We start from the raw sequence: 14,388 nt of genomic DNA on the forward strand, positions 1-14,388 counted from the left end.
CACCCCCCTCGTTCTTGTGCATCCCGTGAAGGGCAATCGTGTCCACATCTCGCCGTACCGCACGTTCCGTGCGCATTCTCGGAGTTGCCTCCGCCTCGGCCGCGCTCACGCTGGGTCTCGCCGGCAACGCGCTCGCCTGCAACATCAGTGAGTTCTCCGCCGTCGCCAAGTGCGACGGCGCCAAGGGCGTCATCAGCGTCACCGACAAGGACCCCACCGGCGTCCCGGCCACGGTCACCGTCTACCTCGAGTCGAACGGCGCGGACGAGAGGCTCGTCGGCAGCCAGGAGGTCAAGGGTTCCCGCGAGGGCGTGACCATCGACTTCTCGGAGGACTGGAAGCCGAACGCGACGTACCGGATCCACGTCAAGGCCGGCAAGCAGGTCGACGAGGACATCAAGCCGAACCTGGTCACCCCGTCCGAGGCGTGCAAGTCCTCGGACACGTCGACGCCTCCGGCGACCCCGTCGCCCTCGGAGAAGCCCTCCTCGCCCGCGACCCCCTCGGCGACTCCGGAGTCCCCGGAGCCGTCGGAGGCGCAGAGCACTCCGGCCGCGTCGACCGGGGACAACACCCCGTCGCCCGCGGGCGAGTCGAACCTCGCCGAGACCGGTTCGAGCTCCAACACCGGGGCCATCGCAGGGATAGCGGCCGCGCTCGTGGCGGCCGGTGCCGGTGTGATGTTCGCGCTGCGCCGTCGTGGCGCGTCGAACGGCCGCTGAGACCAGCCTGTTCGTACCCGTTGTGGCCCGTCCCCTCACCGAGGGGGCGGGCCCTCCGCCGTTCCGGCCCCGGGCGAGCCTGCCTCGCCCTGCCTGCCTCGCCCTGCCTGCCTGCCTGCCTGCCTGCCTGTGCGGCCTAGCCGAACGTGGCCCGCTCCAGCCAGAAGATGCTGCGGCCCGCCCCGCGCAGTTCGTTGGCGGCGTCGCCGGGATACGTCTCCTGCGCGAACCGGACGATCTGCAGCCACTCGTCGATCGCGTCGGCGGCGAGATCCGGCGCTGCCTCGTACGCCGCCCCGGCCGTGACGGCCGCGTCGGCCCGGTGGATCAGCGTCTCGTGCGCCATGCGCCGCGCCCAGAAGCCTGCCGTGTGCTCCCAGGCCCATGACCCCAGGCCGCGGCGTCGGCCCCGGCGGTGCGGAAGGTCCCGGCGGCCGGGGCGGCGCCCTCCGCGAGCCACGCGTCGAGCGCGGCCGGGTCGCTGTCCTGCGGCCCTCCGACGCCGGTCACGTTCTCGACCGGCACGTTCTTCGCCGCTACCGTCCGTACGATGTGCTCGGCCCAGCGGTGCGCCTCGCCCACGTGCACGGCGAGCTCCCACAGCGTCCAGTCCGGGCAGGTCGGCACGGTCGCGGTGAGATCGGCTCCGGCGAGGTGGGACCTGAGCAGCGCGGTCTGGCCGACGACTTCGTCGCAGTGGCGGTCGTGCCCCAGTGGCGTCATGAGCCGCGCCCTAGGCGGCCCGGGCCCCTTCGAGTACGACGATTTCGGCTGCGTCGAAGGCCACCCCGACCTCGTCCCCGGTCTCCGGAGCGTCCCGCAGCGCGCACGCCGCCTCCAGGCGCGGCGCGTTGCGCGGCTGCAGGTGTACGGCGACATGGGTGCCCCGGAAGGTCCGCGCGGCCACCGTGCAGCGCAGCCCTTCCGAGGCCGGTACGAGCCGTACTCCGGCCGGCCTGACCAGCAGGCTGACCTCGCCCTGCGGCGCGTCGGAGGGTACCGGCACCTTGCCCCAAGGGGTGTCCGCCGCCTCCCCTACGACAGTCGCCCCGGCCACGTTCTGGAAGCCGAGGAAACGCGCCACGAACTCGTCGGCAGGGCGCTGCCAGACCTCGAGTGGCGTACCCGACTGGGCGATCCGCCCGTCCCGCATCACCACGACCCGGTCGGCGAGCGCGAAGGCCTCCCCCTGGTCGTGGGTGACCGCGAGCACGGTGGTGCCCAACTCGCCGAACAGTTCCCGCAGTTCCACCACGAGGCGTTCGCGCAGCGAGCGGTCCAGCTGGCCGAGCGGTTCGTCGAGCATGAGCAGCCGGGGCCGTGGCGCGAGGGCACGGGCGAGCGCGACGCGCTGCTGTTCACCGCCGGAGAGGGAGGCGACGGCCCGCCGGTGGGAGCCCGGCAGGCCCACGAGCTCCAGCAACTCCCTCACTCTCGAAGCCTGTTGGTGTTTGGACTCGCCGTGCATCCGCAGCCCGAAGGCCACGTTGCCGGCCACGTCGCGCTGCGGGAACAGCTGGTGGTCCTGGAACATCAGGCCGACGCCCCGCTTGTGCGCGGGCACCCCGTCGAGGTCCCGGCCGTCCAGGAACACCCGCCCGCCGTCCAGCTGCTGGAGCCCGGCGACGGCCCTCAGCAGCGTCGACTTGCCACTGCCGCTGGGTCCGAGAACGCACACGATCTCGTGCTCGGTGACCTCGAGGCCGACGTCGTCGAGCACCGCCCGCCCGTCGAACCGCACGGTCGCCCCATCGAGCTTGAGCATGGTCAGAACTCTCCCGTCCGGTCGGAGCGAGGGTCGGTGCGAAGGCGTTCGAGGAGCAGCAGGGCCACCGCGCACACCAGCATCAAGATCGTCGAAAGGGCCATGGCCTGCCCGTAGTTGAGCTCGCCGGCCCGCCCGAGCAGCCGTGCCACGGCGACCGGCAGCGTCGGGTTGTCGGGCCGTGCGATGAAGACGGTCGCGCCGAACTCGCCCAGGGACACGGCGAAGGCGAACCCGGCCGCGATCAGCAGCGCCCGCCGCACCATCGGCAGATCGACCTCGCGCCACACCCGCCAGGGCGAGGCACCGAGCACCGATGCCGCCTCGCGCAGTCGCCCGTCCACCGCTCGCAGTACCGGCAGCATGGTCCGTACGACGAAGGGGACGCCCACCAGCGCCTGCGCGAGCGGTACGAGGATCCACGTGCTCCGCAGGTCCAGCGGCGGTTCGTCGAGTGCGATGAGGAATCCGAAGCCGACGGTCACCGCGGAGACGCCGAGCGGCAGCATGAGCAGCGCGTCGAAGCCCCGTACGAGACGTCCGGCGTCCCGGCGGGTGAGGGCGGCCGCGGCGAGTCCGCCGATCAGCAGCGCGATGGCGGTGGCGGCGAGGGCGTACCGCAGCGAGTTGCCGACGGCGTCGATCGGCGGTACCAGGAAAAGGCCGCCTTCGTCGCTGGTCAGCGCTTTGTAGTAGCCGAACCCCGGGGCGTCGAGGGACCGCTCGACGAGGACGGCCAGTGGCAGCACCAGCAGGACGGTGATGACGGCGAGGACGCCGGCGAGCAGCGCCCACTGCCCCGCCCCGTGCGGTCGTCGCGCGGTCGTGGCGGCGTCTACCAGGCGCAGGGCCGTCTCCCGTCGCCGTACGGTCCAGGCGTGGACGGCGAGGATCGCGCCCACCGCCACGAACTGGACGAGCGTCAGCACGGCGGCCGTCGAGAGGTCGAAGATCTCCGAGGTCTGCCGGTAGATCTCCACCTCAAGCGTCGAGAAGGTGGGTCCGCCGAGGATCTGCACCACACCGAAGGAGGTGAAGGTGAAGAGGAAGACCATGAGCGCGGCGGCGGCCACGGCCGGGCCGAGCGCCGGAAGGGTCACCGTGCGCCAGGCCGCGAACCGGGAGGCGCCGAGCATCCGCGCGGCCTCCTCCTGACGCGGGTCGAGCTGCGACCACAGCCCGCCGACCGTGCGGACGACGACCGCGTAGTTGAAGAAGACGTGCGCGAGCAGGATCGCCCACACGGTCGTGTCGAGCCGTACGCCCCACAGCTCGTCCAGCAGCCCGCCCCGCCCGAGCAGCGCCAGGAAGGCCGTGCCCACGACGACCGTCGGCAGCACGAACGGCACGGTGACGACGGCCCGGAGGATCTGCTTGCCCCTGAAATCGAAGCGCGCGAAGACATACGCGCCGGGGAGCGCGATCAGCAGGGTGAGCGCGGTCGAGGCGAGCGCCTGCCAGGTCGTGAACCACAGGACGTGCCGGATGTCCGGCTGCGCGAGCACGTCCCAGATCCGCCCGAACCGCCAGACCCCGTCGGTCTTCAGCCCTCGGGCGGTGATCGCGGCGACCGGGTACGCGAAGAAGACCCCGAAGAACGCGACGGGTAGGGCCATGAGGCCGAGCCGAGCCGCGCTCCCCCGGCGCGAGCGCTGTCGCGCACGCGGGCGCTTGCGCCGCTCGGCCTCAACCGCAGCCTCGGCCTCGGCCTCGGCCCGCGGCTCTACTTCAGTACGAGCGAGGTCCATGACTTGACCCACTCGTCACGGTTGTCGGCGATCTTGGCGGGGTCCAGGGTCTCGGGGTTCTCGGCCGCCGGACCGTACTTGGTGAACGACTCGGGCACCGCGGCGCCCTCGACCACCGGGTACACGAACATGTTCAGCGGCATGTCCTCCTGGAACGGCTCGCCGACCAGGAAGTCGATGAGCGCCTTGCCGCCCTCGGTGTTCTTCGCGTTGCTCAGCAGGCCCGCGTACTCGACCTGACGGAAGCAGGTGCCGGTCGCGACGCCGGTGGGCGCGGTCTTCGGCTTCGGGTCGGCGTAGATGACCTCGGCGGGCGGCGAGGACGCGTACGAGACGACGAGCGGCCGGTCGGCCTTGGCCTTCTTGCCGCCGGCGGACCCGGAGAACTCCTCGTTGTAGGCCTGCTCCCAGCCGTCGACGACCTTCACGCCGTTGGCCTTGAGCTTCTTCCAGTAGTCCTGCCAGCCCCCGTCGCCGTACTTGGCGGCGGTCCCGAGCAGGAAGCCGAGGCCGGGCGAGGACGTGGACGCGTTCTCGGTGACGAGGAGGTCCTTGTACGCGGGCTTGATCAGGTCGTCGAAGGACGTCGGCGGGGCCAGGTCGTGCTCGCTGAAGTACACCTTGTCGTAGTTGACGCAGATGTCGCCGGAGTCGATGGGCGTGACCCGGTGCTTGTCCTGGTCGGCCCGGTACTCGGGCTTGATCAGGTCCGAGCCCTTGGCCTCGTACGACTGGAACAGCCCGTTGTCGAGTGCCCGCGACAGGAGGGTGTTGTCGACGCCGAAGAAGACGTCGCCCTGCGGGTTGTCCTTGGTGAGGATCGCCTTGTTGACGGCCTGCCCGGCGTCGCCGTCCTTGAGGACCCTGACCTTGTAACCGGACTTCTTCTCGAACTCCTTCAGCACGTCCTTGGTGTAGGCGAAGGAGTCGTGGCTGACGAGGGTCACGGTCCTGGAGCCGGAGCCCTCGTCGCCGGAGCCCGAGCCGGACGAGCCGCACGCGGCGACGACAAGGCCGAGACCGGTGGCCGCGACCACGGCCGTGATTCTGCGGGTGGTGCTCGTGGTGCGGATGGTGCTCGTGGTGCTCACTGGATTCCTCCTGGGTGACCAGGAAGAGACGCGGCCCTGCCCGGGACCTCGGTCGGGTCCCGGGCAGGGCGCAACAGCTTGAGTAGTGACCGAACTTCCTACCCAGAATGACCTGGGCAAGGTTCAGAGGGTCTGCGGGCTCTCCCGCACTCTCAGCGCTGTGGCGCTCCCCTGTCGGAATATGAAGATGTACGTACGACCGCCAGACTACCGCTCGGTGGCCGCGAGCTGCCCGCACGCTCCGTCGATCTCCTGACCACGGGTGTCCCGGACGGTGACGGGCACGCCATGGGCGGCGATCGCCTCGACGAACGCCTTCTCGTCCTCGGGCCGCGAAGCGGTCCACTTGGACCCCGGGGTGGGGTTCAGCGGGATGAGATTGACGTGCACGGGCTTGCCCTTGAGCATCCGGCCGAGCCGGTCACCGCGCCACGCCTGGTCGTTGATGTCCCGGATGAGCGCGTACTCGATGGACAGCCGGCGCCCCGACCTGTCCGCGTACTCCCAGCCGGCGTCCAGTACCTCGCGCACGTTCCACCGGGTGTTGACCGGGACGAGGGTGTCGCGCAACTCGTCGTCAGGAGCGTGCAACGAGATGGCGAGGCGGCACTTGAAGCCCTCGTCGGAGAACCGGTGGATGGCGGGGACGAGACCGACGGTCGAGACGGTGATCCCGCGCTGCGACAGTCCGAGCCCGTCCGGCTCGGGGTCGGTGAGCGCCCGGATGGACTGGACGACCCGCTTGTAGTTGGCGAGGGGCTCGCCCATGCCCATGAAGACGATGTTGCTGAGCCGGGCAGGACCGCCGGGAATCTCGCCGTCCCGCAGGGCCCGCATCCCGTCCACGATCTGGTGCACGATCTCACCGGTGGAGAGATTCCGGTCGAGGCCCGCCTGTCCGGTCGCGCAGAACGGACAGTTCATCCCGCAGCCGGCCTGCGAACTGATGCACATGGTGACCCGGTCCGGGTAGCGCATCAGCACGGACTCGACGAGGGTGCCGTCGAAGAGTCGCCAGAGGGTCTTGCGGGTGGTGTCCTGATCGGTGGACAGGTGCCGCACGACCGTCATCAGCTCGGGCAGCAACGCCTCCTGGAGCTTGGCGCGCGATCCCGCCGGGATGTCGGTCCACTGCTCCGGATCGTGCGCGAACCGCGCGAAGTAGTGCTGCGAGAGCTGCTTGGCACGAAACGGCTTCTCACCGATCGCGGCAACGGCCTCTTTACGCTCGGCAGGCGTGAGATCGGCAAGGTGCCGCGGCGGCTTCTTGGCTCCGCGGGGGGCGACGAATGTGAGTTCTCCGGGTGCAGGCATAACCCTCCCAGTGTCGCAGATCAACTCCAGTAGCCCAGGCCACAGGGGGGTGGGGGTGGTCACCCGTGGGTGGCGTCTGTCGGCGTTGGTCGGCTTCGCACGGCCCAGGGACGGCCCAGAGCCCTCGGCGGTCGCGACCAGTACTCTTCGCGCGCATCCTGTTCCACCTAGTGATCCGTAGCTCCATGCATGGGGTGGCACGGAATGTGATCCACGCTGCGTTACTGCTGACGCGTTCCGGACTGAGAGGACTGAGAATCGGTGCGCAACACGGCAGTCCCCTGCGCATCTTCGACTGACGGAAAGTTATCGGTTTCCGCACTACGGACAACTCTTCGCACTGTTTCTACGTTCTCAAAATACCTATCAATCTGCTCGTGCTGGCCAGTCCCAAAAACTCTAGGGCGGTCGAGCATTCGACGATACAGATCATAGAACTCTGATTCACCGCTCCTAAATGCCTTGTAGTGCGCTTCCACTCGGAACGCACGCGACACGGCGAGCAGTACAGCCGAGTGAGTAGCCACGACTGTCAGAAGCCACTTGGACCAGGGGTCTTCGGTGGTTGCCTGCGCCAGAAGGGGAACACCAACAGTGGAAAGGCTGATCCAAGCCAGGGAGTAGATGTGAAACATGCGGTAGCGCTCCGCCTGTGTCTTCCAGAATTTGAGCGTCCCTTGCATGCGTTCAAAGTTCTGCGCTAGCAGCAACTTCCCGTCGTCCGAGAAATGAGGCGACTGATCAAATGACGGACCACCGGGGTTAAGATCAACCCATCTAACAAGAACGCGCAGAACCGGCAAAAAGGACAATAGAGCCAAAGAGGAATAGATAATAAGTGCGATAGCCCAGGGGCTCACTGCCCGCTCCTCTAAGAATGCATGAGACGTGATCCGACGAGTAACCGTAAGGCATTCGCGAGGTCGACGGAGTCTCAATGGCTGAAGGCGACCCCTACCGGTTGCGCCCCTCGGTGCGAACTACGGGCGGGGAGGTCGCTGAGGTCTTCCGACCTGGTCACGGGGGTGGCAATGGTTCGTGCCGGTCGCCTGCGGTCGCCACGGTTGCTGTACTTCTCTGCTGTACCGCAGATCAACTGCCGATGATCCGCACGATCGGCTCCCGAGACGCGACTTCGATCGCTCCCCAGTCGCCTTCGAGTTGGTAGACGGCCCCGAGTTGTCGCAGCGCATCGATCCCGCCCCAGTCCTGCTCACCGCTGGCATCCACTGCCGGCCTGATGCTGCTCTGGCGGGTCCAGGTGAGCTCCTGAACCGCAGGAAACTCGATCACGGCCTTACGGAAGCAGGCAACCTCACCTTCGAGTGGGTCCCGGCATGACGGATGGGCCCACCCGATCATGAGGTCCAGCGTGATGTTCAGTCGGCCTGGTGTTGCCTGGATCTCCAGGACGAAGCTGTCCTCCAGGCTGGTGCCGTCGAAGCCAGGGAAGCTCGTGTAGTGAATCGGTTCTGCCATGAGTTCCTCCCGGACAGGGGCCCATCGGGGCGCCGTCCATAGGTCAAGGACGGCGCCCTCGGTTGGGCACAGGATTTAACCAGGTGGCCTCATCCTTATCAGGTCGATCATGCGGCGCCGCCGACGTCGACCAACCTGCTCCGCGCCTCAGTCGATCGTCCACCGAGGTCCGGCGCCGACCGCCGCTGTTCGTGCTTGTTGGTGTCAGCCGCTGGTGCCAGCGACCGTACGCGGTCTTGACACAGGCTCCCTTTCGACTCCAGCGCCACAACGAGACCTCAGGCGCTGATTGGAGTGCCCCGCAAGCCAGCCCTCCGCAGCATCTTCAGTCGGTGACGGTTACCCCGTCCCCCGTGGGGCACTCGCTCCACGAAGTGCACATAAAGGGCAAAGCGGAGGTATCGGAATGACGACACAACCCCGGCCCGACATGGCAACGCATCCCGACATCCTCGCGATGCGTAATCGGCACGAGATGGCCGAGCATGTCGCGACAACTCCGAAGGCACAGGCCGTCGAGGCCATGGCCCTGATCACAGGCCTCTACCTGGCGGCTTCACCGTGGATCGCGGGTTTCAACGAGTTCTCCACCCTGGCGGTCAACAATCTGATCGTCGGCATCGCGTACGCCGTGATCATGAGCGGCGGCTTCGGCCGGGCATACGAGCGGTCGCACAGCATGGCGTGGGCCGCTTGCGCACTCAGCGTGTGGACGATCTTTGCGCCGTGGGTGGTGGCAGGCGACGTCAGCACCACCAGGACCATCGTCAACAACATCATCGTCGGCGTGATCGCACTACTGCTGGCCCTCATTGCCGCTGCAGCTGCCCGCCGGGTGGATCAGGCGTCCGGCGACCGCTCGTCCACGCACAGGTGATCGCCGCCATCCTCCGAAGACCGGCACTCATCACGAGTGTCAGCCCCCCGCCGACGGGGCTGTGTCGCGTCGGCGGGCACTGATCGACGTTGAGCCGGTAGTGGCACAATGCAGAAGGGAATGACGATGGAAGCATCTGAACTGGAGACCAAGGTCCAAACGCTGGAGACGGCTCTTGCGGTGCAAGAAGCAGCCATGGCCGGGGCTCAAGCCACTCAGGCAGCGACTCAAGCAGGAATGACCACAACTTTCGCCGCCACTCAGAGCGGCACCTGGGCAGTGATGGGCGTCGGCAGCGTCGCACTGCTGGCGGGCATTTTCCTCGGTGTGGGGATCGCCAAGCACTGACGGGCCTGGCCCTGAGTTCGGTCGGACTGAGGGTGATGAGGAAGCTCTCCTGACGGTTCCCCAATCTCCGTCCCTGCTTTGCCACCCACCTTCACCCACCACTCACCCCAGCTTCCGTCCCGTCCGCCGTCGACCCACACACCGTGGAGCGGGCGTGGTCCAGGGCGTCAAGGTGGAGCGCGCCACTGTACGAACGACCTTGACGCCCTGGACCGCGACTGCTCGGCTCTGCCTGGGTCGATGGCAGGCGGGATGGGAGCTCCCCGCGCACGCCACCAATCGGCCGGCACTGGCGAACGGCGCCCCCGCCATCTCGGAGCCTGAGCGCCCCCGCCGGAGGCATGTCTTTGACCCGCGGGTGACTTCCTCGCTTCTGCCCGCATGCACGTAGCGCGCCGCCGGGCGCGGCCAGCCGGGGCGCAGACAGGAGGCAGGCCGCGCCGCAGAGGCGGCGCGCGCCCGCGCCGTGCGCGGGCCTTGATGAAGTAGGGAAAGTCTTATCCCGCTGGGATGAGGGCCTTCGGTCTCGGCTACACCGCTACATCGCCCGGCGCCTGGCCGTGCTCGAGGTACACCGGGGCGCTCGCCGCTCGGGCATCGATCGCCGCGAGAATGCGTCGGGCTAGACGAGGGATCGTCCGATCCGGGATCTCGCCCGGGGCCACGAACATGACGCGCTTCAGCTCCTCGGCCTGTGGGCGGATCTCCTCCACGGCCTCCGGCGCAAGCTCGCCGCCGTCGAACAGGTACAACACCTTGTCGCCCTCGGTAGCGCTCGGCGCCCAGTCGACGGCCAGGAGGCGGCCGAGTGTCGGCGTGATGCCGAGTTCTTCCCGTACCTCGCGGCTGGCAGCCTGAAGCGGAGACTCACCGGTCTCGACGTAGCCCCCGGGGATGTCCCAGTAGTCCTTGTACGTGGGCACCACCATGAGGACGCGCCCGTCGGCATCGAAGAAAAGCGCACCCGCTGCCATACGCGGATGCGCCATCTTCGCTTCGTGCTCGTTCGCTGCCATGCAGCCGAGCGTACCCACCTAGACCACATGCAGCCGATCGGCGAGATCCGCCATGGCCCGGCTCGGCCGGCCACGCTGGTTACGTACCCAGGTGAGTACGAGTTCTCGGGCCAGGTAGTGGCTCCGTACCTGCTCCGGTGCCCAAGACTCGGCTTCAAGGATCATCGCCAAGGCGTCGTCGACACGATTGTGTGCGCTGAGGGCACGGGCTACCTCGATGTTGTGCCGCGTCCGGCGCTCCGTCGGGAGGCCGCTGGTGTCGATCCGCGGCCCGAGATCGACGGCTACCTGCATGTCGCCCAGCTCACCCGCGGTGGCCACACGGTGGATGTCGACGTTGGTCGGGCCGAAAGCGGTCCACATGTGGTTCGCATCCTGCCCGAGTTGGCGGGCTGCCTGGTCGGCCTCGGCGAGGAACTCGCGCACGGTCGAGCGCTCCTCTGCCCGGGCGGCTGCTATCGAGCCAGCGAGGAAGAGCGTCCCGTAGATCGACAGGAACTCCGGACTGGCTCCAGAGAGGCCCGGGCGAAGGTAGTCGGATGCATCACCGATGAGCTGTACTGCGGCGTCAAAGCGGCCAGTCGACAGGAGACAGTGCCCCACGGACCGGAAGAGTGAGCCGATGACGGCGGGGTTGCCGGACTGCTGCGCCGCGCCCAATCCGCGATCGGCAGCAATCCAGGCGAGGTCCACCTCGCCCACTTTCCCGAGGACCATGGCAGTGCTCTGATACGTCAGCGCAAGCAGCTCGTTGGCCTGCTCACGCTCACGGCCGTCGTACGACCTCGCCGCAATGAGAGCGTCCGCCCGCACCAGGGGCAAGCGCCGGGTCGCGAAGCCGTAGCGGGAAGCCTAGTAGGCACCCATGATGTCCTTGACGCTGGCGCGAAGCTCGTCCAGGGGCGCGGGGTCGCCCTCGGTCGGCACCCCCAACAACGGCGTCAGCTGGCGGTAGTTCATCAGCGCCGACCGAAGTGCCGGCACCGTGCGGTTGCCGCTGTCGGCGGTCCACTCCATGAGAGTCGGTTCGGCAAGCAGGTCACCGAGGGACACGTCCAGGGCATCGGCCAACGTCTTGATGACCGAGAGTCGGTCGAGCTCCATCCGGTTGTTCTCAGCTCTGCTCAGCCAGTCGACCGTGCGGCCGACGAATCCGGCCAACACCTCTTGGGACATGCCGCGCCTACGGCGGTACCAAGCAACTCGCTCACCGATCGTCAGGTTCGTCGTCATTCCTCGCATGGGAAGAGCGTCCACCCGCCTGTCTCTGCGGACCCGGAAGAATTTTCTGGGGGGGGGAAATCCTTCCGGGTCGGTGACTTCTTTCGGCCCTACCGTTGCCCACAGGCCGAGTCACCCGTCGTGAACTCGCCGACCACGTACGCGTCTCGTACGGCAAGGTCGCCGAGTTCCAAAAGCGCGGAGCCCTGCACTTCCACGCCGTGATCCGCATCGACGGCGCCGACGGACCAGACACGCCGCCTCCGGCCTGGGCCACCGTGCAGCTGCTCGACGACGCGATCCATGCCGCCGCCGCGCACTCCTACACCTCGGTCTCCGTTCCCGCTGCCGAGGACCAGCCTGCCCGGACCTTCCGGTGGGGCACTCAGCTAGACGTTCGCCCGGTGAAGGCCTTCGGCGACGGCTCCGACATCACCGAACAGGCCGTGGCCTCCTACGTCGCCAAGTACGCCACCAAGGCCGCCGAGAGCACCGGCACCCTCGACCGCCGCATCGGTGAACTCTCCGAACTCGACCGCCACCAGGTCCCCGGCCACACCCGCCGACTCATCAAGGCCTGCAAGGACCTCGACCCCTTGTACCCGGACCGGCGCCTGTGGGCCTGGGCGCACATGCTCGGCTTCCGCGGCCACTTCTCCTCCAAGTCCCGCCGCTACTCGACCACCCTCGGCGAACTCCGCCAAGCCCGTGCCGACTTCCGCGCCGCGCAAGAACGCGCAGCTCTCGGCCTGGAGCACCGCGAGCCCGACACCGTCCTCGTCCTCACCGACTGGCAGTACGCCGGACACGGCCACACCCCCGGCGAATCCGCCCTCGCCGCCACCATCGCCCGCAACCTCCAGCACAACCGCGAAACCGCACGCGAAGCCCTGCGCGACCAGCTCGCCGACGAAAGGGAGTGCTGACCTTGGCCTCAGAGCTGCCAAGCCGCTTCCTGACCCCTGACCCCTGACGACCTGGTGGACATGTTCGAACTTCCCAGCGTCGAGACGGTCTACCAGTGGCGCCGCAAGCGCACCGGCACCCGCGGATTCCGAGTCGGTCGGCACCTTCGCTTCGACCCGAACGACGTACGGGCTTGGGTGGATTCTCAGCTTGGGGAGGCTGCCTGATGGCTGGCCACATCCAAGATCGCTGGTACAAGACCGCGCCCGGTCCGGACGGCAAGCCGGTAAAGGGCAAGAGCGACCGCTACGGCAACGGGCTCCGCTACCGGGCCCGGTACATCGGGCCGGACGGCACCGAGAAGAGCAAGTCCTTCCCGGACCGTCAAAAGCGCCGTGCCGAAGAGTGGTTGGCCGAGACAGCTGCCGACATGTCCCGTGGTCAGTACGTCGACCCCAAGGCTGCCCGGACGACCTTCCAGCAGTACGCGGAACGCTGGCTCGCTGGGCAGACGACCGACCTGAACACACGCATCGGAGCGGAGACCCGTCTTCGGCTGCATGCCTTCCCTCGAATCGGGGCGCGTCCGCTCGGGTCCTTCCGCCCGGTCCACATCCGCGAGTTCGTGCGCGACCTGGAGAACGACTCGATAGGTGGCGCCTACGCCCGCAACATCTACGCCAACGTCCGCGCGGTGCTCTCGGCCGCCGTGGATGACGGCCACCTCGCCCGGAACCCATGCTCGGCCGCGTCCGTCCGCCCGCCCTCCGTCTCGGCCACCCGGGTCGTGCCCTGGCTCCCGTCCCAGGTGCGTGCGGTCCGCGACGCTCTGCCCGAGCGCTACCGAGCCATGGTCGACGTCGGCAGCGGCTGCGGCCTCCGACAGGGCGAGATCATCGGCCTGGCCGAAGACACCTCTCAGCTCGACAGCGACACCCTTCGGGTCACCACTCAGGTCAAGCTGGTCCGGGGCGTCGCCGTCTTCGCTCCGCCCAAGGGCAACAAGGAGCGTGACGTACCGCTGCCGTCCTCGGTCGCCTCCGCCCTGCAGCAGCATGTGAAGAGTCACCCGCCCGTGGCGATCAAGCTGCCGTGGATGCGACCGGATGGCCCGCTCACCGAACGGCGTCTGATCTTCACCAACACAGCCGACGGGATCGTCTGGCGCAGCAACTTCAACGTCTACGAGTGGAAGCGCGCTCTTGCGGCCGCCGGCCTTATTCCGACACCCGAATCCGGCAAGCCGTACGCGTCGGCCCGGCACCACGGGATGCACGCCCTGCGCCACTTCTACGCCTCAGTCCTCCTAGACGCGGGCGAGAGCATCAAGGCCGTGAGCGAATACCTCGGGCACTCCGATCCGGCGATGACGCTGCGGGTGTACGCGCACTTGATGCCGAGCAGCAGTGAGCGTGCCCGCCGGGCCCTGGATGGGGTCTTCGGCGACGATGCATCCCTGTAAGCCGATCCCTGCGAGCGTGCATTCGGTGCGTGAAAATCTGGGCATACTACCGACTATGGGCGCATGGGGGACGCTACTCGCAACCGTGGCCGGTGCCGCTATCGCTCTGATCGGACAGCATCTCGCGAAACGGGCTGAGAACAAGGCGCGCGTCTCCGAACTGCTGTTGGAACAGTGCGCTTTGGTGGCGGCCACAGCTTCAGACTTCCAGAACCGAGTGTGGGAAGAACGGGTTCTACACATGGAAGGACGCGTCAGCGGATGGGATCTGTCGGCCCACAAGCTCGCATGCGCACGTATACAGATCCTGTCCAGGGATCAAGCCCTACTCACGGCGCTGAGCGAGTTGAACAAGGCTGCTGAGAGCCTTGGTATCTACTGGCGACGGGGGAACGTCGATGACGACGAGTGCGCCAGACTCTGGGAGCGCCATCGCGCA

15 protein-coding genes and 2 pseudogenes are annotated in these 14,388 nt (G+C 67.8%); 6 read left to right on the forward strand and 11 right to left on the reverse strand.

The features are described from left to right. The first annotated feature begins 68 nt into the window (after positions 1–68). Complete coding sequence (locus O1Q96_RS35835; protein ID WP_269252105.1) at positions 69–722, forward strand: LAETG motif-containing sortase-dependent surface protein; 654 nt, start codon at positions 69–71, stop codon at positions 720–722. A gap of 136 nt (positions 723–858) precedes the next feature. Here O1Q96_RS35835 and O1Q96_RS44700 read toward each other — a convergent pair whose 3' ends face one another. From O1Q96_RS44700 to O1Q96_RS35870, 8 genes are all read right to left on the reverse strand, one after another. Next, a complete protein-coding gene (locus O1Q96_RS44700; RefSeq protein WP_419587004.1) occupies positions 859–1,068 on the reverse strand; it encodes a hypothetical protein in 210 nt (69 codons plus the stop codon). Further along, positions 1,050–1,445 (reverse strand): maleylpyruvate isomerase N-terminal domain-containing protein, encoded by a 396-nt coding sequence (locus tag O1Q96_RS35840; RefSeq protein ID WP_419587005.1) that lies wholly within the window; start codon positions 1,443–1,445, stop codon positions 1,050–1,052. The genes O1Q96_RS44700 and O1Q96_RS35840 overlap by 19 nt, the downstream gene beginning before the upstream one ends. Positions 1,446–1,455: 10 nt before the next feature. Next, on the reverse strand, positions 1,456–2,487 hold the full coding sequence (locus tag O1Q96_RS35845) for an ABC transporter ATP-binding protein (protein WP_269252106.1): 1,032 nt from the start codon (positions 2,485–2,487) through the stop codon (positions 1,456–1,458). 2 nt (positions 2,488–2,489) lie between these two features. Next, complete coding sequence (locus O1Q96_RS35850; protein ID WP_269252107.1) at positions 2,490–4,103, reverse strand: ABC transporter permease; 1,614 nt, start codon at positions 4,101–4,103, stop codon at positions 2,490–2,492. Positions 4,104–4,210: 107 nt separating this feature from the next. Beyond that, on the reverse strand, positions 4,211–5,326 hold the full coding sequence (locus tag O1Q96_RS35855) for a thiamine ABC transporter substrate-binding protein (RefSeq protein WP_269252108.1): 1,116 nt from the start codon (positions 5,324–5,326) through the stop codon (positions 4,211–4,213). A 207-nt stretch (positions 5,327–5,533) separates the two neighbouring features. After that, on the reverse strand, positions 5,534–6,640 hold the full coding sequence (rlmN, locus tag O1Q96_RS35860; RefSeq protein ID WP_269252109.1) for a dual-specificity RNA methyltransferase RlmN: 1,107 nt from the start codon (positions 6,638–6,640) through the stop codon (positions 5,534–5,536). Positions 6,641–6,861: 221 nt separating this feature from the next. Next, the gene (locus tag O1Q96_RS35865) at positions 6,862–7,500 is read right to left on the reverse strand and encodes a hypothetical protein (protein ID WP_269252110.1); all 639 of its coding nucleotides are present in this window, start codon (positions 7,498–7,500) and stop codon (positions 6,862–6,864) included. Positions 7,501–7,732: 232 nt separating this feature from the next. Further along, positions 7,733–8,119, reverse strand: a complete 387-nt coding sequence (locus tag O1Q96_RS35870) for a hypothetical protein (RefSeq protein ID WP_269252111.1) — start codon at positions 8,117–8,119, stop codon at positions 7,733–7,735. Positions 8,120–8,525: 406 nt separating this feature from the next. Between O1Q96_RS35870 and O1Q96_RS35875 the strand changes: the two genes are divergently transcribed. Both O1Q96_RS35875 and O1Q96_RS35880 read left to right on the forward strand, forming a co-directional pair. Further along, positions 8,526–8,996, forward strand: coding sequence for an SPW repeat protein (locus tag O1Q96_RS35875; protein ID WP_269252112.1), 471 nt, complete (start codon positions 8,526–8,528; stop codon positions 8,994–8,996). A gap of 120 nt (positions 8,997–9,116) precedes the next feature. After that, a complete protein-coding gene (locus tag O1Q96_RS35880) occupies positions 9,117–9,344 on the forward strand; it encodes a hypothetical protein (RefSeq protein ID WP_269252113.1) in 228 nt (75 codons plus the stop codon). 530 nt (positions 9,345–9,874) lie between these two features. On the opposite strand, the gene O1Q96_RS35885 is transcribed toward O1Q96_RS35880, so the two are convergent. From O1Q96_RS35885 to O1Q96_RS35895, 3 genes are read right to left on the reverse strand one after another with little or no spacing between them, the layout of a single operon-like run. Continuing rightward, positions 9,875–10,360, reverse strand: coding sequence for an NUDIX domain-containing protein (locus tag O1Q96_RS35885; RefSeq protein ID WP_269252114.1), 486 nt, complete (start codon positions 10,358–10,360; stop codon positions 9,875–9,877). An 18-nt stretch (positions 10,361–10,378) separates the two neighbouring features. Beyond that, positions 10,379–11,182 (reverse strand): tetratricopeptide repeat protein, encoded by an 804-nt coding sequence (locus tag O1Q96_RS35890; RefSeq protein WP_269252115.1) that lies wholly within the window; start codon positions 11,180–11,182, stop codon positions 10,379–10,381. 30 nt (positions 11,183–11,212) lie between these two features. After that, positions 11,213–11,602 carry a helix-turn-helix domain-containing protein gene (locus tag O1Q96_RS35895; protein WP_331276083.1) on the reverse strand — a complete coding sequence of 130 codons (390 nt, stop codon included), beginning with the start codon at positions 11,600–11,602 and terminating at the stop codon, positions 11,213–11,215. Positions 11,603–11,712: 110 nt separating this feature from the next. Here O1Q96_RS35895 and repSA point away from each other — a divergent pair. The 3 genes and pseudogenes from repSA to O1Q96_RS35910 form a co-directional block, all read left to right on the forward strand. Beyond that, positions 11,713–12,507, forward strand: a pseudogene (gene repSA, locus O1Q96_RS35900) (replication initiator protein RepSA); the annotation flags it as partial. Continuing rightward, positions 12,501–12,714: pseudogene (locus O1Q96_RS35905) on the forward strand (helix-turn-helix transcriptional regulator). The pseudogenes repSA and O1Q96_RS35905, both read left to right, overlap by 7 nt. Next, positions 12,714–13,949, forward strand: coding sequence for a tyrosine-type recombinase/integrase (locus tag O1Q96_RS35910; protein WP_269252117.1), 1,236 nt, complete (start codon positions 12,714–12,716; stop codon positions 13,947–13,949). The pseudogene O1Q96_RS35905 and the gene O1Q96_RS35910 overlap by 1 nt, the downstream one beginning before the upstream one ends. Positions 13,950–14,388: the final 439 nt, after the last annotated feature.

Origin of the sequence: Streptomyces aurantiacus (genome assembly GCF_027107535.1) — a bacterium.
Classification (GTDB): Bacteria; Actinomycetota; Actinomycetes; order Streptomycetales; family Streptomycetaceae; genus Streptomyces.

Excerpts from the sequence above, each read along its gene's own strand:
- O1Q96_RS44700 (WP_419587004.1), bottom strand. The coding sequence starts at position 1,068 with ATGGCGCACGAGACGCTGATCCACCGGGCCGACGCGGCCGTCACGGCC.
- O1Q96_RS35840 (WP_419587005.1), bottom strand. The coding sequence starts at position 1,445 with ATGACGCCACTGGGGCACGACCGCCACTGCGACGAAGTCGTCGGCCAG.
- O1Q96_RS35845 (WP_269252106.1), bottom strand. The coding sequence starts at position 2,487 with ATGCTCAAGCTCGATGGGGCGACCGTGCGGTTCGACGGGCGGGCGGTG.
- O1Q96_RS35850 (WP_269252107.1), bottom strand. The coding sequence starts at position 4,103 with ATGGCCCTACCCGTCGCGTTCTTCGGGGTCTTCTTCGCGTACCCGGTC.
- rlmN (WP_269252109.1), bottom strand. The coding sequence starts at position 6,640 with ATGCCTGCACCCGGAGAACTCACATTCGTCGCCCCCCGCGGAGCCAAG.
- O1Q96_RS35870 (WP_269252111.1), bottom strand. The coding sequence starts at position 8,119 with ATGGCAGAACCGATTCACTACACGAGCTTCCCTGGCTTCGACGGCACC.
- O1Q96_RS35875 (WP_269252112.1), top strand. The coding sequence starts at position 8,526 with ATGACGACACAACCCCGGCCCGACATGGCAACGCATCCCGACATCCTC.
- O1Q96_RS35880 (WP_269252113.1), top strand. The coding sequence starts at position 9,117 with ATGACGATGGAAGCATCTGAACTGGAGACCAAGGTCCAAACGCTGGAG.
- O1Q96_RS35885 (WP_269252114.1), bottom strand. The coding sequence starts at position 10,360 with ATGGCAGCGAACGAGCACGAAGCGAAGATGGCGCATCCGCGTATGGCA.
- O1Q96_RS35895 (WP_331276083.1), bottom strand. The coding sequence starts at position 11,602 with ATGCGAGGAATGACGACGAACCTGACGATCGGTGAGCGAGTTGCTTGG.
- O1Q96_RS35910 (WP_269252117.1), top strand. The coding sequence starts at position 12,714 with ATGGCTGGCCACATCCAAGATCGCTGGTACAAGACCGCGCCCGGTCCG.